The sequence below is a fragment of the Methylobacterium sp. D48H genome (assembly GCF_053345715.1).
Genome location: NZ_JBKFAP010000006.1, coordinates 198,024 through 223,532, shown reverse-complemented (window position 1 = coordinate 223,532; position 25,509 = coordinate 198,024). Strand labels below are relative to the sequence as shown.

Genomic DNA, 25,509 nt, shown 5'->3' with positions numbered 1-25,509 from the left:
CGTAACGCCCGAACCGCCGGGCTGTGCCGCGCGATCCGGTCCGACGTGTCTCAGCAGAGTCGCGTGACAGGGCTGCGGAGGGGCCACCGGAAGACGCGCCCGGACCGCCGCCGTCTCTGCGAGCGGCGCCACGCTGATCCAGGTCGCGCTGCCCTGGGTCGCCTCGCTCCGCTCGCGATGACGGCGCGGTCACGGTTCCCGCCGCAGCACCGCGTAGGGGAGGTCGCGCAGGAGAGCGCCGAGATCGGCCCCCTCCCCCTCCACCACCCGCCCCGAGGCGAGGTCCCGCCAGCGCGTCCCCGCCCCGAGATCGACCCGGGTGCCGGCAAAGGCCTCGCCCGACCAGACGGCGTCCCCGACGAAGCCCGCCACCAGCCGCGGCACCGCCACGAACAGGTCGCCGCCCTCTTGGACGGGGTCGGTCCGCCGGTAGGCGATGACGTGGTCGGCCCGGGCGCCGGTGGCCGCGACGGGCTCGTAGGCGGCGCTGGCGTAGAAGTCCGGGCGCTCGGCCCGCTCGGCGAGGAGCCGCGTGAGCGTCGCCTGCTTGACCCGCCCGTCCGGCCAGTGGCCCAGCAGGTCGGCGGGCGCCCCGCCCTCCTCCAGCATCCGTTCCAGGGCCGGGTAGTCCACCGGGCGGCGGTTGTCGGGGTCGACGAAGGAGAAGTCCCAGATCTCGGTGCCCTGGTAGGTGTCGGGCAGGCCCGGCAGGGTGCATTTCAGGACCGTCCGGCCGAGGCTCGCCAGCATGCCGAGATGGGCGAGACGCCGGGCGAAGGGCCGGAGCGCGCTCAGGAAATCCGAGCCCGGGGTGATCAGCGCCGTGAACAGCCGCTTGACCGCGCCCTCGTAGACCTCGTCGACGTTGACCCAGCTCGACCGGCGCTTGCCCTCCCGCATAGCCTTCTCGCCGTAGGCGATCAGCCGGTCGCGGAACTCCGCGATCGCCCCGGACTCGTCCCGCTCCAGAAGCTCCAGCGGCCAGGCGCCCAGGATCGCCTGGAAGAACATCCACTGGTCGTTGGCGTCGGGGGCCGGCTCGCCGTCGATCCGGGCGAGGTGCGGGCCGGCGACCCGCTGCCACAGGTCCCAGGCCCTGGCCCATTCCTCGGGGATCTCCGAGAGGGCGAGCAGCCGCGTGCGGGCATCCTCGCCGCGCTTGGTGTCGTGGGTCGCCGTGGTGATCATGGCGCTCGGCCAGTCGCGGGCGCGGGCGGTCTGCAGGTCGTGGAAGTGCTCCGCGTCGATCCCGTACTCGCCCGGATCGCCGCCGACCTCGTTGAGGCCGAGGAGACAGGCGTAGCGGTAGAACAGCGTGTCCTCCAGGCTCTTGGCCATGACCGGGCCGGTGAGCTGCTGGAACCGGCGGCGGAAGCGCAGAACCACCCGCGGGTCCGGCCGGCCCGGCCCGGCCGTCTCGATCCGCCCGAGCAGGACCGCGGCGGCGAAGTCGTGGACCGAGCGGTCCGGCAGGCTCGACCAGCGCTTGGCCTTGGCGACGGCCCCCTCGATCAGGCGGACATCCTCCGGCTCGACCTCGCCCTCCTCCAGATCCGACGGCAGGTAGCTCCGGTAGGTCGGGAAGCGCGCGATGATCTCGATCAGCGCCCGGCGGAGCGCGTTGACGGTGAAGTCGCGGGTGCGCCGGTCGGCGTCGGCGACTTCCTTGAGGTCGGTGGTCAGCACCTCCAGCTCGCTCGCGAAGCTGATCTCGAGGATCTCGGCCTTGGCGGCGCGGAGCTGGAAGCCGTAGGGCTCGTCGAACCCCGTGGCCCAGGTGTAGAGCCGCTCGATTTTCCCGCGCCGGCTCTTGTCGACCAGGATCCCGTCGAGCTGGTTGAGCACGTCGTAGCCCGTGGTCCCGGCCACCGGCCAGGGCCGCAGCCGCTCGCCCGGCTCCAGGATCTTCTCGACGACGACGTAGAAGCCCGGTCCGACAGCCGCCTGGAGCGCCCTTGCGTAGCCCAGCGGGTCGGCGAGGCCGTCGATATGGTCGATGCGCAGGCCGTCGATCCGGCCCTCGCGGACGTGCCGGAACACGGTCTCGTGCGAGCGGTGGAAGATGTCGGACAGCTCGACCCGCAGGCCGGCGAGCGAGTTCACGTCGAAGAAGCGGCGGTAGTTGATGTCGCTCGACGCCACCCGCCAGTGGGCCAGCCGGTAGGCCTGCGCCTCCAGCAGCCGGTGCAACGGCCCGAAACTGTCCGGGCGGCCTTTGAAGCCGTTGAGCAGCGCCAGCGTGCTGGCGGTGGCCTCCTGGATCAGCGGCGACACGCCGTAGATCTCGGCGAGCCGGCGCTTCAGCCCCTCGGCCTCCTCGGGGAAGCCTTTGCGGCGGGTCTCGTCGGTATCGATCGACATCGCCCGCAGCCGCTCGGAGATGGCGAGCAGTTCCGCGGTGGTGTCGTCGTCCACCGCCCCGATCGCGGCGATCACCCGGTTGAGGATGGTCGGGTAGCTCAAGGGGCGGATCGGCAGCTGGTGCTCGTAGTGCCAGACGCTGAAGGCGCCGGTCTCGGGGTCGAACTTCAATTCTAGCGTGCCCTTCTCCAGGGCCTCACCGTAGCGGTCGCCGAGGAATGGGATCACGAGGTTGCGCCCGGCCCCGAGCCGCTGCCAGTCGATGTCGAAGGCGTCGGCGAAGGGCGACAGGGAGCCCCATTCCAGCACCGAGAGCCACCACGGATTGTCGGAGCCGCCGACGCCCATGTGGTTCGGGACGATGTCGAGCAGGAGCTTGATCCCGTGGGCGTGGAGCGTCTCGGAGAGCGCGATGAAGCCCTCCTCGCCGCCGAGCTCCGGGTTGATCGCGCCGTGATCGACGATGTCGTAGCCGTGGGTCGAGCCGGGCCGCGCCTTCTGGAGCGGCGAGGCGTAGACGTGGCTGATCCCGAGCCGGTGCAGGTAGGGGACGATCCGGCCCGCATCCGCGAAGGTGAAGTCCTTGTGGAACTGCAGCCGGTAGGTCGCGCGCGGCGGCGGCGCGGCGAGCCGCGCGGCGCCCGAGCGCGGGCCCCGCGCCTCGGCCGAGAGGGACGCCGCGAGCTTCGCCAGCGGCCCGCCGGGGGCGGCGATGTCCACGAGATCCCGGTCGAGCTTGCGCCGCCAGTTCGGGTAGCCCTCGGTCGAGCCGGGCACGTTGGCCTGGGCGAGTTCCGAGACCACGTCCTCGTACTGGACGGCGGTGAGCATCGCGGGCGCGCGGGCGAGGTAGCGGGCGGCGGCCTCGAAGGGCGCGGAATCCGGCGGCTCGGCGGAGGGCAGCAGCTGCTCGGCCGCCAGCGCCTCGGCGAGGCGGCGGCGCTCGACGACGCGCTCGCCCCGCTCGACCTCGGCCCGCTCCTGATCGTAGAGGCCGAGCGACTGGCGGGTGTCGGTGTCGACCCCGCGCCACCAGCCGACGAAGGTCGGCAGGTCGTGGGTGGTGATGGCGGTGAGCGCGTCCCGCGGGTAGGCCGAGGGCGGCTTGAAGCGTCCGTCGGCCTCGCGCTCGAAGGCGAGGATCCGGTAGCTCAGCACCCCGGCCCGCATCAGCGCGTCGGAGAAGCCTTCCGGCGCCGTGCCGAGATCCTCCGCGATGACGAGGCACTTGTTGCGGTGGCTCTCCAGCCGCAGCACCGCCAGCATCGGCTCGAACGGCATGGCCACGTAGGCTCCGGCCTGGGCCCCCGCCCCCAGCGGGATCAGGAACAGGCGGGCGAGCTGGAAGGCGTGGTCGATCCGGATCGCGCCGGCGTGGCGCATGTTGGCCTGGACCAGGGCCCGGAAGGCCGCGAGCCCGTCGCGCTCCATCGCCAGCGGATCGAAGGCCGGCAGGCCCCAGTTCTGACCCTTCGGTGCGAGCAGGTCCGGCGGCGCGCCGATCGACACCTTGTCGGCGAAGCGCTCGGGATGCGACCAGATCTCGGAGCCGCCCCGGTCGGCGCCGACCGCGAGGTCGCGGTAGAGCCCGACCCGCATTCCGGCCCCGAGCGCCGCCGCGGAGGCCTCGGCGAGCTGCCGGTCGGCGAGGTACTGCAGCCACGCGTGGTAGCCGACGAGGTCCGCGTTCTCCGCCGCGAAGGCTCGGACCGCCTCCGTGCCGGCGCGGCGATACGCCTCCGGCCAGTCGCCCAGCCAGTGCGCCCCCTGCCCCCGGAAATGCTCGGACAGCGCCTCGAACAGGGCGTGCGCTTCGAGATCCTCCCCGCCCTCCTGGCGGAACTGCTCGAAGCCCGCATCGGTGCCGGCCCGGGCCGGCGACTCGGCCCAGAGCGCCCGGAGCACCGGGTCGAGCACGTCGTGGACGCCCTGGTGGTCGACGAGGGCGGCCTCGCGCAAAGCCGTGATCGCGTCCGCGCGCTCGGCGAGCAGCGCCTCGGCCCGGGAGCCCGCGAGCCCCGGCAGGCTGCGCGGGGCGATGAACAGGGTCTCCAGGAACAGCCGCGAGGACGGCGAGTAGGGCGAGATCTTGGTCCGGTCGGAGCCGAACAGGGCGTGGACCGGGCTGAGCCCCAGGAACGCCGCCCCGCGCAGGGCGGCCTCGCGGGCGGCCTCGCCGGCATCCGCGTAGGTGCCGATGCCGATATTGGTGGCCGAGCGCAGGCCGTAGAGCTGGGCGGCCATGCCCCAGTCGGAGGCGCCCTCCTCCGTGTAGGGCCGCGGGCGCCAGCAGCGCTGCGGCGCGGCGATCACCCAGGATTCGGTGCGGGTCTGCCCGGCCTGGACGGTGAGGCGGTGGTAGCCCGGGGTCAGCGGCGGCAGCTCGAAGCCGGGCTCCGACCCCTGCGGGTTGGCCCGGCCCTCGCGAGCGGCGCCGCGCTCGTCGACGAGGCGCCACACCAGGGTGTGGGGCGCGCCGTCCTGCGGGCGCACCGGCACCCGGGCGGCCCGGCGGGCCTCCACCGGCAGGAGCGGCGGGATCAGGCCGCGGCGCAGGCGCTCGACCTCCGCGAGGCTCGCGGCGATCGCCGCCTCGTCCTCCACCGCGAAGCCGAGGGCCGCCAGCAGGCCGCGGCGCACCTCCAGCGACGTCTCGACGGGCTGGCCGAAGGCGTCGGTGTAGCCGGGGGCGACGCCGACGAGGTCGGCGAGTGTCTCGAGGCGGCTCACGCGCGGGACTCCGTCAGGAACACGCCCGTCCAGGACGGGAGATCGCGTCCGGCCCCGTCCGGGGCGTTGGTCCAGACCAGCCGGGCACCGCCCGGATCCAGCGCGAAGGGTTCGGTCCCGACATTGGCGACGAAGCGCAGGGTGCCGGCGCCGAAGCGCCACGTGCAGTCGACCACGTCCGGGCGCGGCATCGCGGCGGCGGCGCCGTCGTAGCCGGACTTCGCCAGGGGCACGACCAAGTCGCGGCGCAGCCCCAGGAGCCGCGTCGTCTCGGCCAGCACCTCGCGGTGGGGCGAGCGCTCCCGCTCGGACCAGTCGAGCTTCGAGGCCGCGAAGGTCTCGGCCTCGGTCGGGTCCGGGATCTTGGAGGTGTCGTCCGCGAAGGCCGCGAAGCTCTTGAACTCCCGGCGGCGTCCGTCGCGCACCGCCTTGTTCAGTTCCGCGTCGGGCGCGAAGTCGACGAAGAACAGGAACGGCGCGGAGGCCGACCATTCCTCGCCCATCCAGAGCATCGGGATCTGCGGTGCCAGGAGGAGCCCGGCCCGGGCGAGGTCGAGTTTCTTGGGATCCGCGAGGTGGTTGAGCCGCTCGCCGAGCGCCCGGTTGCCGACCTGATCGTGGTTCTGCAGGAAGGTCACGAAGGCGGAGGGCGGCAGGTGCCCGGAGGGCTCGCCGCGCGGGTGGTTGTCGAGCGTCGGGAAGGGCTCGCCCTGGTAGGCGAAGCCCTCGGCGAGGCAGCGGGCCAGGTGGGCGACCGGTTTGTCGGCAAAGCTTTTATAGTAGCCGGCGTCCTCGCCCGTCAGCAGGACGTGCCAGCAATGGTGCAGGTCGTCGGCCCACTGGGCGTCGTGCATCTTCGGGCGCCCGGCGGCGTCGCGCTCCAGCCAGCGGGCCTGGTTGGCCTCGTTCTCCAGCATCAGGTGGATCTGCCGGTTCGGGAAGATCCTCCGGACCGTCTCGCCGAGCTCGGCCAGGAAGTGGCGGGGCGAATCGTCGAGGATGGCGTGGACGGCGTCGAAGCGCAGGCCGTCGAAATGGTACTCCTCCAGCCAGTACAGGGCGTTCTGGATGAAGAACTGCCGCACCGTGGCGCCGCTCTCCTTGCCGTCGAAGTTGATGCCCGCGCCCCAGGGGGTCTGGTGGCGCTCGGTGAAGAACGTCCCGGCATAGGCGTGGAGGTAGTTCCCGGCCGGCCCGAAGTGGTTGTAGACCGCGTCGAGATAGACCATCAGGCCCAGCCCGTGGGCGGCGTCGATCAGGCGCTTGAGGTCGTCCGGTCGACCGTAGGCGCCGTCCGGCGCGTAGGGCTGGACGCCGTCGTAGCCCCAGTTGCGCGAGCCCTTGAAGTCGGCGAGCGGCAGCAGCTCGAGGGCGGTGACGCCGAGCGCCTTGAGGTCGGGAAGCCGGGCCTGCAGGCCGGCATAGGTGCCCTCCGGCGTCGCGGTGCCGACATGGCACTCGTAGATCACCGCCTCCTCGAAGGGCCGCCCGGTCCAGCCCGCGTCGGACCACTCGAAGCTCCGCGGGTCGATCACCTCGCTGAGGCCCGAGACGTCGTCCGGCTGGAAGCGGGAGGCGGGATCGGGCACGACGAGGTCGCCGTCGACGCGGAAGCCGTAGCGGGCGCCGGGCTTCACCCCCGGCAGGGCCGTGCGGCGCCAGCCGCCGCCGGATTCGGGCAGCGGGTGGTCGACGCCGTCGACGACGAGGTCGACGCTCCGGGCGGTGGGCGCCCAGAGGGCGAAGCGGACGCCGCCCCCGACCATCTCGGCCCCGAAATCCATGCTGTGGGCGCGCCGCATCGGGCCACCGTCCTCGTCATTGGCCGCGCGACCGGGACGCAAGCGCGGCAGGATCATCTGTCGTGGGAGAAGGCCCCGGGCCCGATCCGGTTCCCGCAGCGCAGCTATGGCGGAGCGGCCGCGTGGCAATGGGGTATCGGCGGGCGTGACGGCGAGGTGACGGCCAGGTGACGGCGGAGGGCAGCGGCGTGACGGCGGGCCGCGCGGAAACTAAGCCGCAGTTCCGTCCGCGCGGGGCGGCCCTATCTTGCCCGGCCGGCACTCTCTTCGGTCTGGGAGCGGACACTGGGTCGGACGCACATCATCGGCATCCACGGGCTCGCCAACAAGCCGCCCCGGGACGAGAAGGCCGCCTGGTGGCGCGCCGCGATCCGCGAGGGGCTCGACCGCAATCTCGGGCTCCGGGTCGCGGAGCCCGACCTGCCCTTCACCTTCGTCTACTGGGCCGACCTGCGCTACCCGCAGCCGCTCGCGGGCGACCGCAACCGCGAGCCCTACCGCCCCGATCACGGCCTCGGGCCGTTCCCCTCCCCGGCGGGGGAGCCGGAGCGCGCCGAGCCGACCCTCACCGACCGGATCTACCGCGGCCTGTCGCACCTGCAGGAGGCCGCCGGGCTGACGCCGGTGGACGACCTGATCCTGGAATACCGCCTCGACGACCTCTGGGGCTACTACGAGGACGCGGACTTCCGGGCGGCGGCGCGGGCGCGCCTGCGCGACGCCCTGGCGGCGGCCGCGGCGGACCGCGTGCTGATCGCCGCGCACTCGATGGGCGGCCTGATCGCCTACGACGTGCTGCGCGCCGCCGAGGCGGACGGGACGCCGATGCCCCGCTGCGACCTCGTCACCCTCGGCGCGCCCCTCGGGCTCGCCGAATTGAAGCTGAAGCTCGCCGACGAGCACGGGGACCTCCGGGTGCCTGCGGCGCTCGCCGCCTGGACCAACCTGATGGATCGCCAGGACATCGCCACGGTGGGCGACGACCTCGCGGCCCTCTACGCGCCGAACGCCGCCGGGGTGCGGGTGCGGGACGTACCGGTGATCAACGCCTACCGGAGGCCGGACGGCGCCGAGAACCGGCACAAATCCTACGGCTACCTGCGGACCCCGGAATTCGCCCGGGTCGTGGCCGGGTTCCTGGACGCCGCGGCGTGAGCGATCCGGGGAGGTGCCGCGCTCCGCCGCGCGCCGCCTCCCCGACCCCGGACGCGCGCCGCCCGGGTCGGGGCGCGGGCCTGCCGGGCCTCAGAGCCGGCCCGGCACCACCTCGCGCAGGACGCGCTCCGTGGCGGCGTCCTCGATCTTGTTGATCAGCCGCTTCGCCTCGTGCTCGTCGCGCAGGGTCTTGGCCAGGGTGAAGGTCGTGCCCGTGAGGAACAGCGACGCCATGGCGAGGTAGCCCTTGATCCAGATGTCGGCGGGCAGGAAGAAGATGCCGAACGTCAGCATGGCGGCGGCGACGGCGAAGCTGACCAGCGTGAAGGTCTTCCAGGCGCCGGTATGGGGCATCTGCGGTGTCATGGTGCGGTCTCCTGAGGAATGATCGAAGGGGAAGCGGTGCGGCGCCGGTCAGGCGCCGGCCCTGAGGCGGTCGAGCACGGCCCGCGGGTCGGTGCGGGGGCGGCCGTAGCCCGCCGCCTCGAGGTCGGCCTCCATCCCGCCCGCGGCCTCGGCCTCGAGCGCGGTCAGCGCGGCGGCGACGTCCGCCTCGGCCGCCTGCCGCTCGCGCAGGCGCGCCAGCGTCCGCTCCGCCTCCCCGAGCGCCCCCGCCGACAGGGTCGTCACCCGGCGGCCCTCCAGTCCGGCCCGCCGCAGCGCCTCGGTGGTGCGGGCGGTCTGGAGCCCGCGGTCGAGGTCCCGCAGGCGTTCGCCGCCCTGCGCGACCAGGCGCTTCAGCCGCTCGACCTCCGCGGCGAAGCGCTCGGCGGCGGCCCGGCGGTCGGCCCGCTCGTCCTCCAGGGCGGCGATGTGGATCGCCGCCTCGGTCCCGAGATCCTCGCGCCCGTCGCTGAGCGCCCGCCGCGCCCCGTCCGACAGGGTGTCGATGCGGGTGCCGATGGCGTCGAGGGCGCGCGCCTCGGCGGCGTGGTAGGCCATGGCGACGGCGAGTTCCCGCCGGGCGGTCGCCAGGGCGCCGGCGGCGTCCCGGATCTGCTGGCGCAGGATCGTCACGGCATGGGCGTCGTGGATCGCCTGGGCGTTGTCGGCGATCACGCCGCGCATCAGGAAGGAGAGGGTCCTCATCACGGTTCACCTCGCGGGAACGACGGGCCGGACCGCGTCCGGATTTGATTGAACGTCGTTCATGAAACAAGTAAACACGGGACGTGCCGGGCCGCAAGGGATAAAATGAACGAGGTTCATAAAAAAGTGAGGGGGCGGCCGCGGAAGGAGCCCGGCGATCGGGCGGCCGATCGCCAGGCCCTGATCGCGGCCGCGGTGGCGATCCTGAACGCGGGCGGCGCGGCGGCGCTGACCGCCCGCGGCGTCGCGGAGCGGGCCGGCACGGCGGTCGGCTCGGTCTACACGCAGTTCGACAGCCTGGAAGTGCTGCGCCTGGAGGCGAACGCCGTCACCATGCGCCGGCTCCGGGACACCCTCGCGGGGGCGCTGGCAGCCTGTCCGTCGCGGGAGACGGAGGCGCGGCTCCTGTGCCTGGCCGACGCGTATCTCGCCTTCGCGGCCGAGCACCACGCCGCCTGGGCGGCGATCTTCGAGCGGCGCACGGTGGCGGCGCCGGACTCGGTGCAGGCCGACATCGCGGCCCTGTTCGGGATCCTGGAGGGGGTGTTGCGCGACGGTGGCCGCCTCGGCGAGGCGGCGATCCCCGTGATGGCGCGGGCGCTGTGGTCCAGCGTCCACGGCATGACCTATCTCGCCGATCTCGGCAGCCTGGGTCCCCTCGGGGTCAGCGACGTGCGGCCGATGATCGACGCGCTGGTGCGGGCCGCGGTCCGGGGCTTCTCCGCGGGCTGAGCGCCGCCCTGCCCGCCCCTCAGGCCACCCTCAGGCCGCGCCCTCAGGCAGCCTGGACCTCCGCCAGGAAGGCCTTCACGGCGTGGTCGAGCTCGTCCGAGCCGCGGGTGAGGTCGCGTGCGGCCGCCAGCACCTGCTCGGAGGCGCTGCCGGTCTCGTCGGCGCCGCGGCGCAGGTCGACGACGTTCTCGGACACGCCCTGCGCCCCGGTGGCGGCGCTCGCCACGCCGCGGACGATCTCCTGGATGGCGGCGTTCTGCTCCTCCATGGCGGCCGCGACCCCGACCGCGATGCCGCGCATCTCCTCGATGGTCCGGCCGACCGCGCCGATCGCCGCGACCGCGTCCCGGGTCTCGCCCTGGATCCGGCCGATCTGGCCGGAGATCTCCTCGGTCGCCTTGGCGGTCTGCTCGGCCAGCGCCTTCACCTCGGAGGCGACGACCGCGAAGCCGCGCCCGGCCGCGCCCGCGCGGGCCGCCTCGATCGTGGCGTTGAGCGCCAGCAGGTTGGTCTGGCCGGCGATCGAGGCGATCAGCCCGACCACGTCGCCGATCTTCTCGGTGCCGGCGGCGAGCGCCCGCACGGTCGCCTCGCCCTGGCGGGTGCTGATCGCGGCCTGCCCGGCGATCTCCGAGGCGCGGTTCACCTGCCCGGCGATCTCCTGGACCGAGGCCGACATCTCCTCGGTGGCCGCCGCGGCGGTCTGGACGTCGGCGGAGGTGCCGGCCGCCTGCGCGGCCACCGCGCCGGTGCGCTCGGTGGTGTGGGCGGCCGTGACGGTCAGCGTCCGCGCCGTCGCCTCGAGGTCGGCGGCCGCCGTCGCGAGGCCGCGGCTCAGGGTCCCGGCCCGGGTCTCGAAGGACCGGGTCAGCCGGTCGAGGGCGGCGGCCCGCCGGGCATCCCCGTCGGCGCTGGCGGCGGCGCGGGCGTCGGTCTCGGCCTTGGCGATCAGCGCGTCCTTGAACACCTGCACGGCGCCCGCCATGGCGCCGATCTCGTCCCGGCGCTCCCGTGCCGGCACCGGCACGGCGGTCTCGCCGGCCGCGAGGCGGTGCATGGCGCCGTTCAGCGCGCGCAGCGGCCGCGTCAGCCGCCGGCCGATCAGCGCCGCGAGCAGGCCGATCAGCGCCACCACCACGAGCATGCCGGCCGCCGCCTTCCAGGCCGCGTCCCGCAGGATCGCCGCGGTGTCGTCGGCGTAGATGCCGGTGCCGATCACCCAGCCCCAGGGGGCGAAGCCGCGCACGTAGGAGAGCTTCGGCACGGGGGCGTCGGCGCCGGGCTTCGGCCAGTAATAGTCGACGAAGCCCTGCCCCTTCCGCTTCACCGTCTCGACGAAGTCGACGAACAGGCGCTTGCCGGTGGGATCCTGCACGGCGGCGAGATCCTTGCCCTCCAGCTCAGGCTTGATCGGGTGGGCGACCATGCGGGGCTGCATGTCGTTGACCCAGAAGTACTCCTTGTCGTCGTAGCGCAGGGCCTTGAGGGCCCGGATCGCGGCGCCTTGCGCGTCCGCCCGGGACAGGCGCCCGGCCCGCTCCTCGCCCTCGAAATAGGCCGCGACCCCGTAGGCGACGTCCGTGAGGTTCCGCGTCTTGGCCATCCGGTCCTGCTCGACCTGGGATTTCAGGCTGACGAGCCCGATGCCCGAGACCGCGACGATGCCGACCAGCGCGGTGGCCGTGATGGTGTGGAGCTTCGCTCCGAGCCCGATCTTCACCCACGCCCCCGCGATGATGATTGCAAGAAGATGATTTCAACGTGCGGTATTTTGCAGCTTCTGCGTTAGCGGAGCGTGAAGACGGCCTTGCGCGCGCCGGCCCGAGCCTGTCCACTCCCCGTCCAACGAAAGCCCGGCGCCGCTCAGGATCGCGCCGGGCCACAGGGAGAAGCGTCATGGTGCGTACGTCTCGGACGGGCTCGCTGCTGCCGGGCCGCCGTCGGCTCCTGCGGGCGGGATCGGTCCTCCTGCTGGCCGGGCTGGCGCTCGCCACCCCCGTCCGGGCCGACGATGCCAAGGTCCGGATCAGCCGGCAGCCGGGCTTCGTCTACCTGCCCGCGGTGCTGGCCGAGCAGCACAAGCTGATCGAGAAGCACGCCAAGGCCGCGGGCCTCGGGGACGTCACGGTGGAGTGGGTCAACCTGACGAGCGGCGCCGCCGGCAACGACGCGCTGCTCTCGGGCAACATCGACATCGTCGACAGCGGCTCGACCAACATGCTGCTGCTCAACGACCGCACCAAGGGCGACGTGAAGGGCCTGTGCGGGGTCGGCACCACGCCGATGATGCTGCTCACCCGCAATCCGGACGTGAAGGAACTCAAGGACTTCTCGTCCAAGGACAAGATCGCCCTGCCCTCCGTGAAGGTCTCGTCCCAGGCTGTGCTGCTGCAGATCGCCGCCAAGAAGGCGTTCGGGCCCGAGAACGCCACCAAGCTCGACCCGCTCACCGTCCAGCTCGGCCATCCCGACGCCGTGGCGGCGCTGGCGAGCCCGCACAACGAGGTCAACAGCCACTTCTCGCTGCCGCCGTTCCAGCAGCGCGAGCTGCAGGACCCGGCGATCCACAAGGTGCTCAATTCCTACGAGATGGTCGGCGAGCCGGTGAGCAACGCGATCTTCTACGCCCGGACCGGCTGGTACAACCGCAACCCGAAGCTCGCCGCCGCTATCGTGGCCGCCATCGACGAGGCCAATGCCGAGATCGCCCGGGATCCGCTGAAGGCCGCCAAGGACTACGTCGCGGCCACCAACGAGAAGACGCCCCCCGAGACCCTGGTCGAGATCATGAAGGAGCCCGGGACGAACTTCTCCACCACGCCCTACGGCATCATGCTCCAGGCCCGGCACTTCTACGCGATGAAGACCATCAAGACCGAGCCCAAGGACTGGAAGGACACGTTCTTCCCGATCGTCCACAACCTGCCGGGGCGGTAGGACCCCGGCCGCTCAGTGCGCCTCCACGGGCCCGGCGGCGCGCTGCGGCTTCTTGAGGATGGCCACCACGGCGAGGCTCGCCACGAGGCTCACGCCCACCAGCCAGAACCCGTCCGCGTAGGCCATCACGTAGGCCTCGCGGCGGACCTGGGCGGCGAGCTGGCCCAGCGCGACGCCCTTGGCGGCCAGCGGGTCGGCGATGCGGGTGTGCATCCCGGCGGCGAGCGCCGCGAGCCGGTCCTGGGTGCGGGTGGCGTTGACGGTGATCGCCTCGGCCAGCATCGAGAAGTGGAAGTGCTCCCGCCGGTCGATCATCGTCGACAGCATGGCGATGCCGATCGAGCCGCCGAGGTTGCGCATCATGTTCGACAGGGCGGAGGCGTCCGCGGTGTCGCGCGGGGCGAGGCCGACGGTGGAGAGCTGCGACAGCGGGATGGTGAAGAGCGGCTGGCCGACGGCCCGCATCAGCTGCGGCAGGATCAGCTGGCCGGCGCCGACATCGTGGGTCAGGCCGACGTTGATCCAGCAGCTCGCGATGAAGAACAGCGTGCCGGTGACCACCAGCACCCGGGCGTCGAAGGTCCGCATCAGCAGCGGCATCATCGGGAAGAGGACGAGCTGCGGCAGGCCCGACCACATCACCACGTAGCCGATCTGCTGGGCGTTGTAGCCCTGGATCTGCGCGCAGTAGACCGGGATGATGTAGATCGACCCGAACGAGACCGCGCCCAGCACGGTCATCAGCACGCAGGCGCCGCCGACCGAGCGGTTGGCCAGGACCCGCAGGTTGATGAACGGGCGCTCGGTCGTGAGCTCGCGGACGATGAAGCCGGCGATGCCGGCCACCGCCAGCAGCGACATGTTCACGATGACCTGCGAGCCGAACCAGTCCTTGCGCTGGCCCTCCTCCAGCACGTAGGTCAGGGCCGGCAGGCCGATCGCCATCAGGCCGATGCCGATCCAGTCGCCCTTGAGCAGCTCGCCCCAGCGCGCCGGCACGCTGTCGAAGGCGCCGAGCTGGATCGCCGCCGCCACGGGTCCGAAGATCAGGTTCAGGTAGAAGATGTAGTGCCACGACAGGTTGTCGGTGAGCCAGCCGCCGACCGTCGGGCCGATCGCGGGCGCGAAGGTCGCGGTCAGCCCGAACAGCGCGATGCCGATGGGCTGCTGCGCCTTCGAGAGCCGGGTGCGCACGATCACGATGGCGGTGGGGATCAGCACGCCGCCGGTAAAACCCTGGCCGGCCCGGAACAGGATCATCTGGCCCAAGGTCGTCGACAGCGCGCAGGCCAGCGAGAAGGCGGTGAACAGCATGGTGTTCACCGCGAGGTAGCGGCGCAGGCCGATCACCGAGGACAGCCAGCCGGTGAGCGGGATCACGATGATCTCGGCCATCAGGTAGGCGGTGGAGATCCAGCTCCCCTCCTCGGTGGAGGCGCCGAGCGCCCCCTGGATGTCGGCGAGCGACGCGTTGGTGATCTGGATGTCGAGGATCGCCGTGAAGGCGCCGAGGATCGCGCCGAACACGGCGAGCCAGTCCCGGGCGCTCGCCTTCGCCTCGGGTACGGCCACGGCCGGCACGGGGCTCGTCGGGGCCGGACTCATCGGGGCAGGGCCTCGCTGACGAGGGCCGGAGCGGGCTTCGGCCGGGCGGGCCGCACCGGCTCGACCGGATCCTGGGTGTGGACCGTGGCCTCCACCGACAGGCCCGGGCGCAGGCGGGCGATGAGCGGATCCGACGGGTCGAGGGCGACGCGCACCGGCACGCGCTGCACCACCTTGGTGAAGTTGCCGGTGGCGTTCTCCGGCGGCAGCAGCGCGAATTGCGAGCCGGTGCCCGGGGAGAAGCTCTCGATCCGGCCCCGGAACGCGTGGTCGCCGAAGGCGTCGACCGTGAAGGTGACGCGCTGGCCCTCGACCATGCGGCCGGTCTGGGTCTCCTTGAAGTTCGCCACGAGGTAGATGTCGCGGCCCATCGGCACGAGGGTCAGGAGCCCGGTGCCGGCCGAGACGACCTGCCCGATCCGCAGCGCCCGGTCGCCGGCCACGCCGTCGATCGGCGCCACGATGGTGGTGTAGCTCAGGTCGAGCCTCACCCCCTCGACCTTGGCCTGCGCGCCCTCCAGGCTCGCGCGGGTGCTGGCCTCGAGCGCCTGCAGGCTGTCGATCTGCTTCTGCGCGGCGTCGAGCGAGGCGGCGGCCTTGTCGCGGGCGGCGTGGCGCTGGCGCAGGTCGGACTCCGCCTGCTGCTGGCGCTGCACCGTGCCGGACCCGGTCTGCAGCAGGTTCTGGTAGCGGGTGTATTCCTGCTGCGCGAAGGTGAGGGCGGCCTCGGCGTTGGCGAGGTCGGCCCGCGACGAGGCGACCTGCGCCCGCTGCTGGACGATCGCCGAGGCGACGCCCAGGATCTGCGCCCGGTCCTTCTCGACCTCGGCCTCGGCCTGCCTGAGCTGGACCCGGTAGGACCGGTCGTCCAGGCGGGCGATGACGTCCCCGGCCTTCACCGGCTGGTTGTCGCCGACCAGCACCGCCGCGACGGTGCCGGCGATGCGCGGCGCTACCGTGACCTTGTCGGACTGGAGATAGGCGTCGTCGGTCACCTCGAGGAAGCGCCCGACACTCCACCAGTGCCAGCCGTAGGTCCCGGCCCCGCCCAGCGCGAGCAGGCCGAGGAAGGGCAGCACGATCCGCGCGCGGCGGCGGCGCGGCGCCGGTGCGGAGACGGTGGCCGGGACCGGCGCGGAGACCGGGGGCGTGACAGCCGCGGTGGTCGGGGCGGTGACCGGGGTCGTGAGCGGCGCACCCGCGACCGGGTCGGCGCTCTTGAAGCTGTCGCTGCGACGTGCGTCCATCGGGTCTGGCCAGAATCAAAACGGTACGGTATCGTTTTAATAGGACGAACGGCGGTGGTGAGCAAGGAGGATCGCGGGGTGACGGTCACGGAGATCGAGCGGGCGGAGGCGGGCCCGCGGCGCGGCGGCCGGCCGACCCGCGCGGAGGCGGCCCGGCGCGAGGCGCACCTGATCGCCGTCGCCACGACTCTGTTCCTGGAGCGCGGCTTCGACGCCACCTCCATCGACGCGGTGGCCGAGGCCGCCGGGATGAGCAAGCCGACGGTCTACGCGCGCTACCGCGACAAGCGGGCCCTGTTCGAGGCGGTCCTGCGCGAGCGGATCGCCGCGTGGCTGGCGCCGCTCTCCGCCGCGGCCGAGGCCCAGGCCGCGCAGGGCGGGAGCGACGACGTCGAGACCGCCCTGGAGGATCTCAGCCGCACCCTGCTGGCCCACGGGCAGTCGCCGGGCGCGGCGATGCTCAAGCGCAACCTCGTGGCCCAGGCGCTGCAGTTTCCCGAACTCGCCCGCCTCGCCCACGAGGAGGGCTGGCTGCGCGGCGTGCGCGCGGTGGCGCAACTGCTCGACGCCTTCGCGCGGCGCGGGCGGATCGCCGTGGCGGATCCGGAGATCGCGGCCGACCTGTTCCTCAGCCTCGTCCTCGGCCGGTCGTCCCAGGCGACCCTCTACGGCATCGCCACCGACCCGGAGGCGCAGGAGCGGCGGCGGCAGGCGGCGGTGCGGCTGTTCCTCGACGGGGTGCGCCCGCGCTGAGGGCGACCAGTCGGCGCCGGTGATCCGGCCGCCGGTAGAATCGGCACGCCGGGCTCCGAACGGGTCCAACCCGCGATTGCGCCCCTCCCCGCCCGGGCCTATAGTGCGTCATCCCCATTCGACAGCGTGAGACGGGACATCCGGATCGGTCATCCGGAGCCCGCGGCCCGATGCCCGGCCCCCGTCCCGCCAGGCCGGAGCACGAGAAGCATGTCCCAGGGTCCGCTGATGCCGAAGGCGACCGCCGTCTGGCTGGTCGAGAACACCTCGCTCGCCTTCGAGCAGATCGCCGATTTCTGCAAGCTGCACCCGCTGGAGGTGAAGGGCATCGCCGACGGCGAGGTCGCAGCCGGCATCAAGGGGCTCGACCCGGTCTCCACCGGCCAGCTGACCCGCGACGAGATCGAGAAGGCCCAGAAGGCGCCGCACTACAAGCTCAAGCCCGCCGTCTCGAAGGTGAAGCTGCCGGAGGTGAAGCGCACCACCAAGGGCCCGCGCTACACCCCGCTCTCCCGCCGCCAGGACCGGCCGAACGCCATCCTGTGGCTGCTGCGCAACCACCCCGAGCTGAAGGATTCGCAGATCATCCGGCTCGTGGGCACCACCAAGTCGACGATCCAGCAGATCCGCGAGCGCACCCACTGGAACTCGGGCTCGCTCCAGCCGATGGACCCGGTCACCCTCGGCCTGACCACCCAGATCAACCTCGATTTCGAGGTCCAGCGCGCGGCGGCCGACCGCCCGGCCGCGGTGGCGGCCGAGTCCGGCGCCTCGCTGCTGCCGACCGAGGTCTCCACGGCCCGCGACGCCGACGAGCGGGACCACGAGGACGATCACGGCGGCCGCGAGGAGCGGCTCGACGCCGATTCGGTCTTCGCCAAGCTCAAGGGCCGGCACCAGGACGAGGACGACGAGGACTAGGACCAGGACCGGCCCCCGCTCCGACCGAGCGGGGGCCGGACCGACCTATTCCGGCAGCGGCCGGCCCCGCGTCTCCGGCATGAACCACGGCACCACGAGGCCGATCACGTAGACGCTCGACAGGGTCAGCGCCGCCGCGGCGACGCCCCCGAAGGCGGTCACGATCTGCCCGGCCAGGATCGGGAAGATCCAGGCGATCAGCCGCGCGCCGTTGAAGACCGCGCTCGACGCCGTCGCCCGGACCGCCGGGGTGAACAGCTCCGCGAGGTAGATCGCCATCCATGAGAAGGCGAAGCCCAGGGTGAAGAACCCGTTCAGGAAGGCGAGCGCCATGAACGGCACCAGCCCGCCGGTCCAGAGGTAGCAGGCGAGCGACGTGGCGATGCAGCCGGCATAGGTCACGAGCAGGAAGGCGCGGCGCCCGATCGCGTCGGCCACGAAGCCCGAGATCACGTAGGCGGTGATCGCCCCGATATTGTAGACGATGCCCATGCGCGGGCCCCAGACATTGGCCGGCGCGCCCGCGGCCTTGGCGAGCCCCTCGGTGTAGGCTGGCAGCCAGGACGAGACCGCCCACCAGCCCACCGTGGTGGCGAAGGACAGGAGCGTGGCGAGCAGGACCCGCCGACGGCTCTCGGGCTCGCGGAAGATCTCCGTCAGGGAGAACGGGCGCCGCGCGCTCCGCGGGGCCCGGTCCGCGTCCTCCGCATCCTCGGCGGTGGCCGCCCAGCGCTGCGCCTTGAGCGCCCGCATCCACTGCTCGGATTCCTCCAGCGCCCGGCGCAGGTACAGGCACACGAAGGCCGGCAGCGCGCCCAGCGCGAACAGGATCCGCCAGGATTCCGCGCCCAGGGGCTCGGTGGCGGCGAGCACGGCCCACACGATGGCGGCGAGCACCGCGCCGCCGCCGAAGCCCGATTGCAGGAAGCCGCAGCCCTTCGGGCGGGCCCGGTTCGGCCAGGTCTCGGCCACGAGGGCGATGCCGGTGGACCATTCCGAGCCGATGGCGAGCCCGGTGATGAAGCGCAGGACGGCGAGCTGCGTGAAGCTCTCCGCGAAGGCGGTGAGCCCCGTGAACAGCGCGTAGCCCAGGATCGACACCATCATCATGCGCTTGCGGCCGATGTAGTCGGCCGCGATCCCGCCGATCAGGCCGCCGATCCCCCAGCCGAGCAGCGTGATGCCGATGGCGAGGCCCACGTAGAAGGCCGGCGCCTGGGCCTGCTCGGGGGTGAGGATCGAGGCCAAAGCCGGGCGCAGGGCGTAGACCAGGGCCACCGCCTCGTAGCCGTCGAAGATCCAGCCGAGATAGCTGCCCCACAGGATCCGCCAGTGGCGCCGGGTGAGACCCGCGTGCCACGGAGCGCCGGCCGCCTCGCGCATGCCCACGTCGCCCGCGTCCATCGCCCGTTCCTCCCGCCCGGGACGCGTCTGCGGCGCCCGCCCCGCCCTGATAGGTCGGTTGTGGCATCGGGTCGACCATATCCGGGCGGCCGATCCGGCGCCCCGGCGATCACGATCGCATCACGCCTTCACTGCGCAGCTTCACTGCGCACCTTGCACTGGGCACCTTCTGCGCGCCCGCGGCGTTCGGCCTAGCGCGCGGCGTCGAAGGCGGCGAGGAAGGCCGCGAGGTTGTCCGGCAGGGCCGCGCAGAGGTAGCCGCCCTCTTGGACCAGCGCCGTGGGCAGCCCGGACCGGGCGATCCGCTCCGCCGCCCCGACGAAGCCCCCCCGGGAGACCGCGAGGGCGCCGATCGGGTCGTCCGCGGCGGCGTCGAGGCCGAGCGCCACCACGAGCGCCCGGGGCCGGTGCGCGGTGATCGCCGCGAGGCCCGCCTCGACGGCCTCGAGCCAGGGCGCGTCCCCCGAGCCCGGCGGCAGCGGCAGGTTGCGGTTGAACCCCGCCCCCGCCCCGGCGCCGGTCTCGTCGGCGTAGCCGGCGAAGAACGGGAAGTAGTCGGACGGGTCGGCGTGGACCGAGACGGTCAGCACGTCGGCGCGGGCGTAGAAGATCCCCTGCGTGCCGTTGCCGTGATGGACGTCGATGTCGAGGATCGCCACCGGGCCGCCGGTCGCGGCGCGCATCCGCTCGGCCGCGATGGCGCTGTTGTTGAGGAAGCAGAAGCCGCCGGCGGAGTCCGCGTAGGCGTGGTGGCCGGGCGGGCGGCACAGGGCGTAGGCGTGCCCCGCCGCCAGCGCAGCGTCGGCGGCCGCGACCGCGCACTGCGCCGATCCGTAGACCGCCGCCCAGGTGCCGGCGCGGATCGGCGTCGAGGTGTCGGCGGTGTAGAGGCCCAGGCGCCCGAGGAGGCCGGCGGGCTTCCGGTGCATCTGCGGCCGGGCGAAGGCCCCGGTCAGGATCTCGTCGCCGATGCCGGAGATCGCGTCCCGGCGCGCCCAGGCCTCGGCCAGGAACGCCACGTAGTCGGGATCGTGCACCGCCCGGATCGGGTCGAGGCCGTGATCGGCCGGCTCGGCGAGGTCGTGGCCGCCCCGGACGGCCGCGTCCCGCAGGATCGCGTAGCGGGCCGCCTGCTCGGGATGCGGGATCGGCGCGCCGCGGCGCATGTAGCGCTCGGGATCGTGCCGGCTCGAATCGGGCGTGTGGACGATGCGCATGCCGGCAGGTTAGGGCCCGCCGGGCCGCGCGTCATCCGCCCGGGACGGCCTCGCGGGGCGCGCCCGCATGGGATGCACCCGGATGGGACGGGCTCAGATGAGGTAGACGGTGCCGTCCGCGCGGAAGACCTTCGGGCAGTTCGCCCCGTCCACGAGGCGCTGGGCATCCTCCAGGGAGATCCCGTGCGCCAGGGCGATCTCCGGCAGCGTCTTCCAAGTCGGGGTCATGGTCCGGCTCCGTCCGTGATCCGTGCGGGTCGGGGATCAACGGCGCAAACGCCTCCGGGTTCGCCGACAGGGCCGATGACGGCTCCAGGATCCTGTCGAGGGTGTCGGCGCGCCACTCCGCCGGGCCGGGCGCCGCGGGGGCGACCTCGCGCAGCAGGGTCGGGACCCGAGCCCAGGGTTCCGTGACCGGCCCGGCGCTCGGCCGCATGCCCGCCCGGGTCCGCCCGCCGGCGACGCGGATGTCCGGGAAGCGCGCGCAGAACGCCGCCACGCAGTCCGGGTCGAAATGGCGACCGCTCTCGGCGCGGACGCAGTCCAGGGCCGCCTCGAAGGGCATCGCGTCCTTGTAGGGCCGCGCCGTGGTCAGGGCGTCGAACACGTCCGCCACCGCGACGATCCGGGCCGAGAGGGGGATGGCGGCGCCGGCGAGCCCGTGCGGGTAGCCGCCACCGTCCCACCGCTCGTGGTGGAACTCGGCGATCTCCGCGGCCAGCCGGATCAGCTCGGAGGCGCTCCCGCCCAGGATGCGCCGGCCGATCGCCGGGTGCGTCTTGACGAGGTCGAACTCGTCCCGGTCGAGCCGGCCGGGCTTCAGCAGGACGGCGTCCGGGATGCCGACCTTGCCGACATCGTGCAGCGGCGCCGCGAGGTAGAGGTTGCGGCAGGTCTCCGGCGCCAGCCCGAGCCCCTCGGCCACGATCTGGCTGTAGCGGGCCACCCGCCACGTGTGGTCGCCGGTGTCGTTGTCGCGGTACTCCACCGCCAGCGCGAGCCGGAAGATGATCTCCTCCTCGCGCTCGCGCATGTGGCGCAGGGCGGCCTCCACCTCGCCGTCGAGCCAGGCGGCCTGCTCGGCCAGCCGCCGCACCGCCCGGGCGAGCCGGATCAGGTTGCGCAGGCGGACGGTGAGTTCGACGCCCTGCATGGATTTGTCGAGGAAATCGGTCGCTCCGGCCTCCAGGGCGGCGAGCCGCACCGCGTCCGAGATGTCGCTGGTGACCATCACGATGGGCACCTGCGCGTAGTGCGGGATGGTCCGCATCTGCCGGATGAAGGCGATCCCGTCGATGTCGGGCATGTGGCAGTCGACCAGGACGAGGTCGAAGGCCCGCGTCCGCGCCTCGACCATGGCGGCGACCGGGTCGCCGTGATCGGTGACGGACACGTCGGGCTTGGCCTCCAGCAGCAGGCGCAGCCGCATCCGCATGGTGGCGCTGTCGTCGACGAGGAGCGCGTCCATCAGCGGCTCCCGGGCCGGCGCAGGCGATCCCGGGGCGGCCGCCGGACCGGGTATGTCGACACAGGAACCATCGCCGCGACGCCTCGCAAGACTGTCGAGCAGCATTGAAGGATGCGGCATTAACGGGTGGTAAATCTTCGCTCTGGGCTATATTTGGAAGTTTTATTTTAATCAGGGGCGTAGTGCGCGTGAATTCCTGTCCTCGTCTGTCGGAGACAGGTGAGGCCGCGGCGATCGACGGGCGGAGAGCCGGCCTCATCCGCTCCGGGGCGCCTGAAGGATCGGCGCGTCTGTAACGGGGATCGCCGCGGCCGCCGCGGCCCGGCTCCGGGACGAAGGGTTGACGCGGCCGCGCGGCCCCCCGACGGGGACCGGGACGGGTCCCAGGCGGCCCGGAGCGCGCCGGCCGGACGGCGCGGCGGGAGGCGCCTTCGCGATGATGCGGTTCGATCTCGTCGATCTCGGCCTGTTCCGGCACGTGGTCGAGGCCGGCTCGATCACCCACGGGGCCGCGCGGGCGAACCTCGCCCTGGCGGCCGCCTCGACGCGGATCCGGCTGATGGAGGAATCCCTCGGCGCCGCCCTGCTGACCCGGGGCCGGCAGGGCGTCAGCCCGACCCCGGCCGGGCGCGCGCTCCTCGTCCATGCCCGGGAGGTCCTGGCCGGGGTGGAGCGCCTGCGCGAGGAGATGGCGGCCTTCTCGGGGAGCGCCTTCGGGCAGATCCGGGTGCTGGCCAACACCAACGCGCTCACCGAATTCCTGCCGGAGGCGCTCTCGGCCTTCCTGGCCGATCACCCCGGGATCGGCGTCGAGATCGACGAGCGCACCTCCGAGGAGATCGTCGGGCTGGTGGCCGAGGGGGCGGCCGATCTCGGCATCCTGTCCGGCACGGTGGATACCGGCTCGCTGCAGACCTTCCCGTTCCGGGAGGACCGGTTCGTGCTGGTGGCGGCCCGGGACCATCCCCTGGCCGCGCGCGGGACGATCCCGTTCGCCGAGGTGCTCGGCCACGACCTCGTCGGCCTCGACCGGCGCAGCGCCATCAGCCGCTTCCTCGTCGCCCAGGCGGTGCGCGAGGGGCGGCCGATGCGCCTGCGTGTCCAACTCCGGGACTTCGACGCTGTCTGCCGTCTCGTCGAGGCGCGGGTCGGGCTGGCGATCCTGCCCGAGAGCGCCGCCGCCCGCGCCGCGCAGGGCCTCGCCCTCGCGGTGGTGCCCCTCGCCGACGCCTGGGCGCGGCGCGACCTGACCCTGTGCCTGCGCGACCTCGACGGGTTGCCGCCGTTCATCCGGGCCTTCGTGGCGGAGCTGCGCGCCTGAGCGGAACCCGCCCCGCCGCGGACGGGCCCGCGCGCGGCGGCGTCAGCGCCACCGCTCGTCCGTGCAGGCCAGCAGGTAGACGACGTGCATGCAGCGCGCCTGGGCGGCCTGCGAGGGCGCGTCGCCCATGCAGGCGCGCATCCCGACGGAGAGCAGGTCGCGATCGACGTCCTGATTGCGCGCGCAGGTGAAGATCGGCTGGAAACCCTCGAACCGGCTCACCTGCCAGAAGATGACCATGACCGCGAGCAGGCAGAAGGTGCAGACCAGGATCCGGCTGTCGTAGAACCAGTGCCGCCGTCCGGCATCCGCGGCGTCGCGCGCGCTCATCCCGTCACCAGGCCCGTTACCGGGAGCGCCGCCCGGATCCCCACCCTTCTCGGCATCGGCTCCCCCTCTCCCTCGCGCCGGATCCCCGGCCGCCCAGGCCGTCAGTCGATCACCTCCACGATCCGGCGCGACCGCGGGTCGACGAGGACCGGGTGGTCGTTGACGATCGTGTAGCTGTAATCCGGCAGGGCGAACTCCCGCGGGACATCGTAGTACACGATGCCGTCCTCCGGGAGCACCGTGCCGACCCGCACGGGTCCCGCGAGCGCGATGGAGGGGCGGCGCTCGCCGCGGGCGTAGATGCGGAACCGCTCCCGCCGGTCGACGCCGAGGATGCCGTTGGCGGTGCCCACGGCCGCACCGATCGCGCCGCCGACGATCGCCCCGAGGGGACCCGCCATCTCCTCGCCGCGCGAGGCGCCCTCCTGGGCCCCGCGCTCGAGCCCCTGCGCCCGCGCGTCCGCGGCGAGGCCCAGGAGGGCTGTCGGGGGAGCCACCAGGGTGGCGAGGAGCGCGAGGGGCGCCGCGATCCGCATGATGTGTCGTCCTGGTCGGTGGCGTGGATCGGCGGGCCTGCGCCCGGGGGCGCGGGCGCGTCCCGGCCGGAGGCTACGCCGAAAAGGCTGCCGATCGGTTGCCGGTCAGTTGCCGCCCGGCGCGGGGCGGCGCGGGGCGGCGCCGGCATTGCCCCGGTCCGCCCATGGGGTAGCCTCCGGCTGATTCCGTCGGAGAGGACAGGGCATGCCGATCGAGACCGTGGAGACCGCCGGCCGCCGCCGGGGCGCCGACCTCCTGGTGGAGGTGCTGCGCTCGGAGGGCGTGCGCTACATCTTCGGCAATCCCGGCACCACCGAGTTGCCGCTCATCGACGCGCTCACCGAGGCGCCGGACATCGCCTACATCCTCGCCCTGCAGGAGGCGACCGCCGTGGCGATGGCGGACGGCTACGCGCAGGGCGCCCGCCGGCCCGCCTTCCTCAACCTGCACACGGCGGGCGGCCTCGGCCACGCCATGGGCGGGCTGGTGAATTCCCAGGTCTCCGGCACGCCGCTGGTGGTCACCGCCGGGCAGCAGGATCTCCGCCACGCCCTGACCGACCCGCTGCTGATGGGCGACCTCGTCGCCATCGCCGACCCGGTGATGAAGTGGGCCCGCGAGGTGACGAGCCCGGACCAGATCCCGATCCTGCTGCGCCGGGCCTTCCACGACGCGGGGGCCGCCCCCTCCGGGCCGGTCTTCCTGTCCCTGCCCATGGACGTGATGGAGGCGCTGTCGGCGGTGCCGGCCGGCGAGACCTCGACCATCGACCAGCGGGCCGTGGCGGGTTCCCTCGACCGCCTCGCGGAGAAGCTCGCCGCCATCGCGCCGGGCCGCCTCGCGCTGATCGCGGGCGACGAGATCGACGCCTCGGACGCCTCGGCGCAGATGGTGGCGCTCGCCGACCTGCTGGCGGCGCCGGTCTACGGCTCGTCCTGGCCGGCCCACATCCCCTTCCCCACCGCGCACCCGCTCTGGGCCGGGAACCTGCCGACCCGGGCCGACGCCATCGCCGAGATCCTCGGGCGCTACGACGCGGTGTTCGCGCTCGGCGGCAAGTCGCTGATCACCGTGCTCTACTCGGAGGTCTCGGCGGTGCCGCCGGGGGTGCAGGTGTTCCAGCTCTCGGCGGACGTGCGCGACCTCGGGCGCACCTACGCCACCTGCCTGTCGACGGTGGGCGACATCCGCGCCTCCCTCGACGCCCTGCTGCCGCTGCTCGCGCCCCGCCTCGCCGACCGGGCCGACGCCTTCGCGGGCCTGCGCGCCCAGGCGGTGACCGCCCGGGCCGAGCGCCGGGCGAAGCTCGCCGCCGCCGCCGACGCGGCCTTCGAGGATCCGGTGATCGCGCCGCTGGTCGCCGCCCGGGAGGTCGCCCGCGCGGTCGGGGCCGAGACCACCATCGTGGACGAGGCGCCCGCGACGCTCACCCATCTGCGCACCTTCCTCGACAGCCCCTCCGCGCACCAGTACGCGGCGATGCGCGGCGGCGTGCTCGGCTGGGGCATGCCGGCCGCGGTGGGTTTCTCTTTGGGACTTGATCGTGCGCCTGTCGTTTGTGTCGTGGGCGACGGCGCCGCGCTATACTCGCCGCAGGCCCTGTGGACCGCCGCGCACGAGAAGCTGCCGGTCACCTTCGTGGTGATCAACAACGCCGAGTACAACATCCTCAAGACCTTCATGAAGGGCCAGGCGCACTACGCCTCGGTGCGCGCCAACCGCTTCATCGCCATGGACCTCACCGACCCGCGGATCGACTTCCCGGCGCTGGCCGCCTCGATGGGCGTGCCCGCCCGGCGGGTGACCCGGGCGGCCGACATCGCCCCGGCGATCGAGGCCGGGATCCGCTCGGGGGGCGCCAACCTCGTGGAGGTGGTGGTGCGGGCGACCTGAGCGGGGC

The 25,509-nt window shown here is 73.1% G+C and carries 19 protein-coding genes; 7 read left to right on the top strand and 12 right to left on the bottom strand.

Annotated features, from left to right (window positions below; genetic code table 11):
- Positions 1 to 189: 189 nt before the first annotated feature.
- Positions 190 to 5,091 (bottom strand): malto-oligosyltrehalose synthase, encoded by a 4,902-nt coding sequence (locus ACLBX8_RS14040; RefSeq protein WP_447715332.1) that lies wholly within the window; start codon positions 5,089 to 5,091, stop codon positions 190 to 192.
- Positions 5,088 to 6,893 (bottom strand): malto-oligosyltrehalose trehalohydrolase, encoded by a 1,806-nt coding sequence (gene treZ, locus ACLBX8_RS14035; RefSeq protein ID WP_447699600.1) that lies wholly within the window; start codon positions 6,891 to 6,893, stop codon positions 5,088 to 5,090. The genes ACLBX8_RS14040 and treZ overlap by 4 nt, the downstream gene beginning before the upstream one ends.
- A 624-nt stretch (positions 6,894 to 7,517) precedes the next feature.
- Here treZ and ACLBX8_RS14030 point away from each other — a divergent pair.
- The gene (locus ACLBX8_RS14030; RefSeq protein WP_419545403.1) at positions 7,518 to 8,048 is read left to right on the top strand and encodes a hypothetical protein; all 531 of its coding nucleotides are present in this window, start codon (positions 7,518 to 7,520) and stop codon (positions 8,046 to 8,048) included.
- Between the two features lie 90 nt (positions 8,049 to 8,138).
- On the opposite strand, the gene ACLBX8_RS14025 is transcribed toward ACLBX8_RS14030, so the two are convergent.
- A complete protein-coding gene (locus ACLBX8_RS14025; protein WP_020093331.1) occupies positions 8,139 to 8,414 on the bottom strand; it encodes a YiaA/YiaB family inner membrane protein in 276 nt (91 codons plus the stop codon).
- A gap of 48 nt (positions 8,415 to 8,462) precedes the next feature.
- On the bottom strand, positions 8,463 to 9,137 hold the full coding sequence (locus ACLBX8_RS14020) for a PspA/IM30 family protein (protein ID WP_447715331.1): 675 nt from the start codon (positions 9,135 to 9,137) through the stop codon (positions 8,463 to 8,465).
- Between the two features lie 105 nt (positions 9,138 to 9,242).
- Between ACLBX8_RS14020 and ACLBX8_RS14015 the strand changes: the two genes are divergently transcribed.
- Positions 9,243 to 9,869: a TetR/AcrR family transcriptional regulator gene (locus tag ACLBX8_RS14015; protein ID WP_026604950.1), complete on the top strand. Its 627-nt coding sequence runs from the start codon at positions 9,243 to 9,245 to the stop codon at positions 9,867 to 9,869.
- 43 nt (positions 9,870 to 9,912) lie between these two features.
- Here the strand turns inward: ACLBX8_RS14015 and ACLBX8_RS14010 are convergent, their stop codons facing one another.
- Complete coding sequence (locus tag ACLBX8_RS14010; RefSeq protein ID WP_447715330.1) at positions 9,913 to 11,589, bottom strand: cache domain-containing protein; 1,677 nt, start codon at positions 11,587 to 11,589, stop codon at positions 9,913 to 9,915.
- 176 nt (positions 11,590 to 11,765) lie between these two features.
- Here ACLBX8_RS14010 and ACLBX8_RS14005 point away from each other — a divergent pair, with 176 nt between their 5' ends.
- Complete coding sequence (locus ACLBX8_RS14005) at positions 11,766 to 12,806, top strand: ABC transporter substrate-binding protein (protein WP_447715329.1); 1,041 nt, start codon at positions 11,766 to 11,768, stop codon at positions 12,804 to 12,806.
- Positions 12,807 to 12,818: 12 nt separating this feature from the next.
- On the opposite strand, the gene ACLBX8_RS14000 is transcribed toward ACLBX8_RS14005, so the two are convergent.
- Positions 12,819 to 14,411 (bottom strand): DHA2 family efflux MFS transporter permease subunit, encoded by a 1,593-nt coding sequence (locus ACLBX8_RS14000; RefSeq protein ID WP_447715328.1) that lies wholly within the window; start codon positions 14,409 to 14,411, stop codon positions 12,819 to 12,821.
- On the bottom strand, positions 14,408 to 15,658 hold the full coding sequence (locus tag ACLBX8_RS13995) for an HlyD family secretion protein (RefSeq protein ID WP_447699596.1): 1,251 nt from the start codon (positions 15,656 to 15,658) through the stop codon (positions 14,408 to 14,410). Before ACLBX8_RS13995 ends, ACLBX8_RS14000 begins: the two co-directional genes overlap by 4 nt.
- A 78-nt stretch (positions 15,659 to 15,736) precedes the next feature.
- On the opposite strand from ACLBX8_RS13995, the gene ACLBX8_RS13990 reads away from it, so the two are divergent.
- Entirely contained in the window at positions 15,737 to 16,411 is a 675-nt protein-coding gene (locus ACLBX8_RS13990; RefSeq protein WP_091926397.1) for a TetR/AcrR family transcriptional regulator, read from the top strand.
- Between the two features lie 210 nt (positions 16,412 to 16,621).
- On the top strand, positions 16,622 to 17,332 hold the full coding sequence (locus ACLBX8_RS13985; protein ID WP_020093323.1) for a DUF1013 domain-containing protein: 711 nt from the start codon (positions 16,622 to 16,624) through the stop codon (positions 17,330 to 17,332).
- 45 nt (positions 17,333 to 17,377) lie between these two features.
- Here the strand turns inward: ACLBX8_RS13985 and ACLBX8_RS13980 are convergent, their stop codons facing one another.
- The 3 genes from ACLBX8_RS13980 to ACLBX8_RS13970 form a co-directional block, all read right to left on the bottom strand.
- Positions 17,378 to 18,736, bottom strand: a complete 1,359-nt coding sequence (locus ACLBX8_RS13980) for an MFS transporter (RefSeq protein WP_447699595.1) — start codon at positions 18,734 to 18,736, stop codon at positions 17,378 to 17,380.
- Positions 18,737 to 18,927: 191 nt separating this feature from the next.
- On the bottom strand, positions 18,928 to 19,953 hold the full coding sequence (locus ACLBX8_RS13975) for a histone deacetylase family protein (RefSeq protein WP_447699594.1): 1,026 nt from the start codon (positions 19,951 to 19,953) through the stop codon (positions 18,928 to 18,930).
- Between the two features lie 31 nt (positions 19,954 to 19,984).
- Entirely contained in the window at positions 19,985 to 21,421 is a 1,437-nt protein-coding gene (locus tag ACLBX8_RS13970) for an HD domain-containing phosphohydrolase (protein ID WP_447699593.1), read from the bottom strand.
- A 436-nt stretch (positions 21,422 to 21,857) separates the two neighbouring features.
- Between ACLBX8_RS13970 and ACLBX8_RS13965 the strand changes: the two genes are divergently transcribed.
- Positions 21,858 to 22,742 (top strand): LysR family transcriptional regulator, encoded by an 885-nt coding sequence (locus tag ACLBX8_RS13965; RefSeq protein WP_091677452.1) that lies wholly within the window; start codon positions 21,858 to 21,860, stop codon positions 22,740 to 22,742.
- 42 nt (positions 22,743 to 22,784) lie between these two features.
- On the opposite strand, the gene ACLBX8_RS13960 is transcribed toward ACLBX8_RS13965, so the two are convergent.
- On the bottom strand, positions 22,785 to 23,072 hold the full coding sequence (locus ACLBX8_RS13960; protein ID WP_020093318.1) for a hypothetical protein: 288 nt from the start codon (positions 23,070 to 23,072) through the stop codon (positions 22,785 to 22,787).
- Between the two features lie 101 nt (positions 23,073 to 23,173).
- Positions 23,174 to 23,608, bottom strand: a complete 435-nt coding sequence (locus tag ACLBX8_RS13955) for a DUF1236 domain-containing protein (RefSeq protein WP_447699592.1) — start codon at positions 23,606 to 23,608, stop codon at positions 23,174 to 23,176.
- Positions 23,609 to 23,813: 205 nt separating this feature from the next.
- Here ACLBX8_RS13955 and ACLBX8_RS13950 point away from each other — a divergent pair, with 205 nt between their 5' ends.
- Positions 23,814 to 25,502: a thiamine pyrophosphate-binding protein gene (locus tag ACLBX8_RS13950; protein WP_447699591.1), complete on the top strand. Its 1,689-nt coding sequence runs from the start codon at positions 23,814 to 23,816 to the stop codon at positions 25,500 to 25,502.
- Positions 25,503 to 25,509 lie beyond the last annotated feature (7 nt).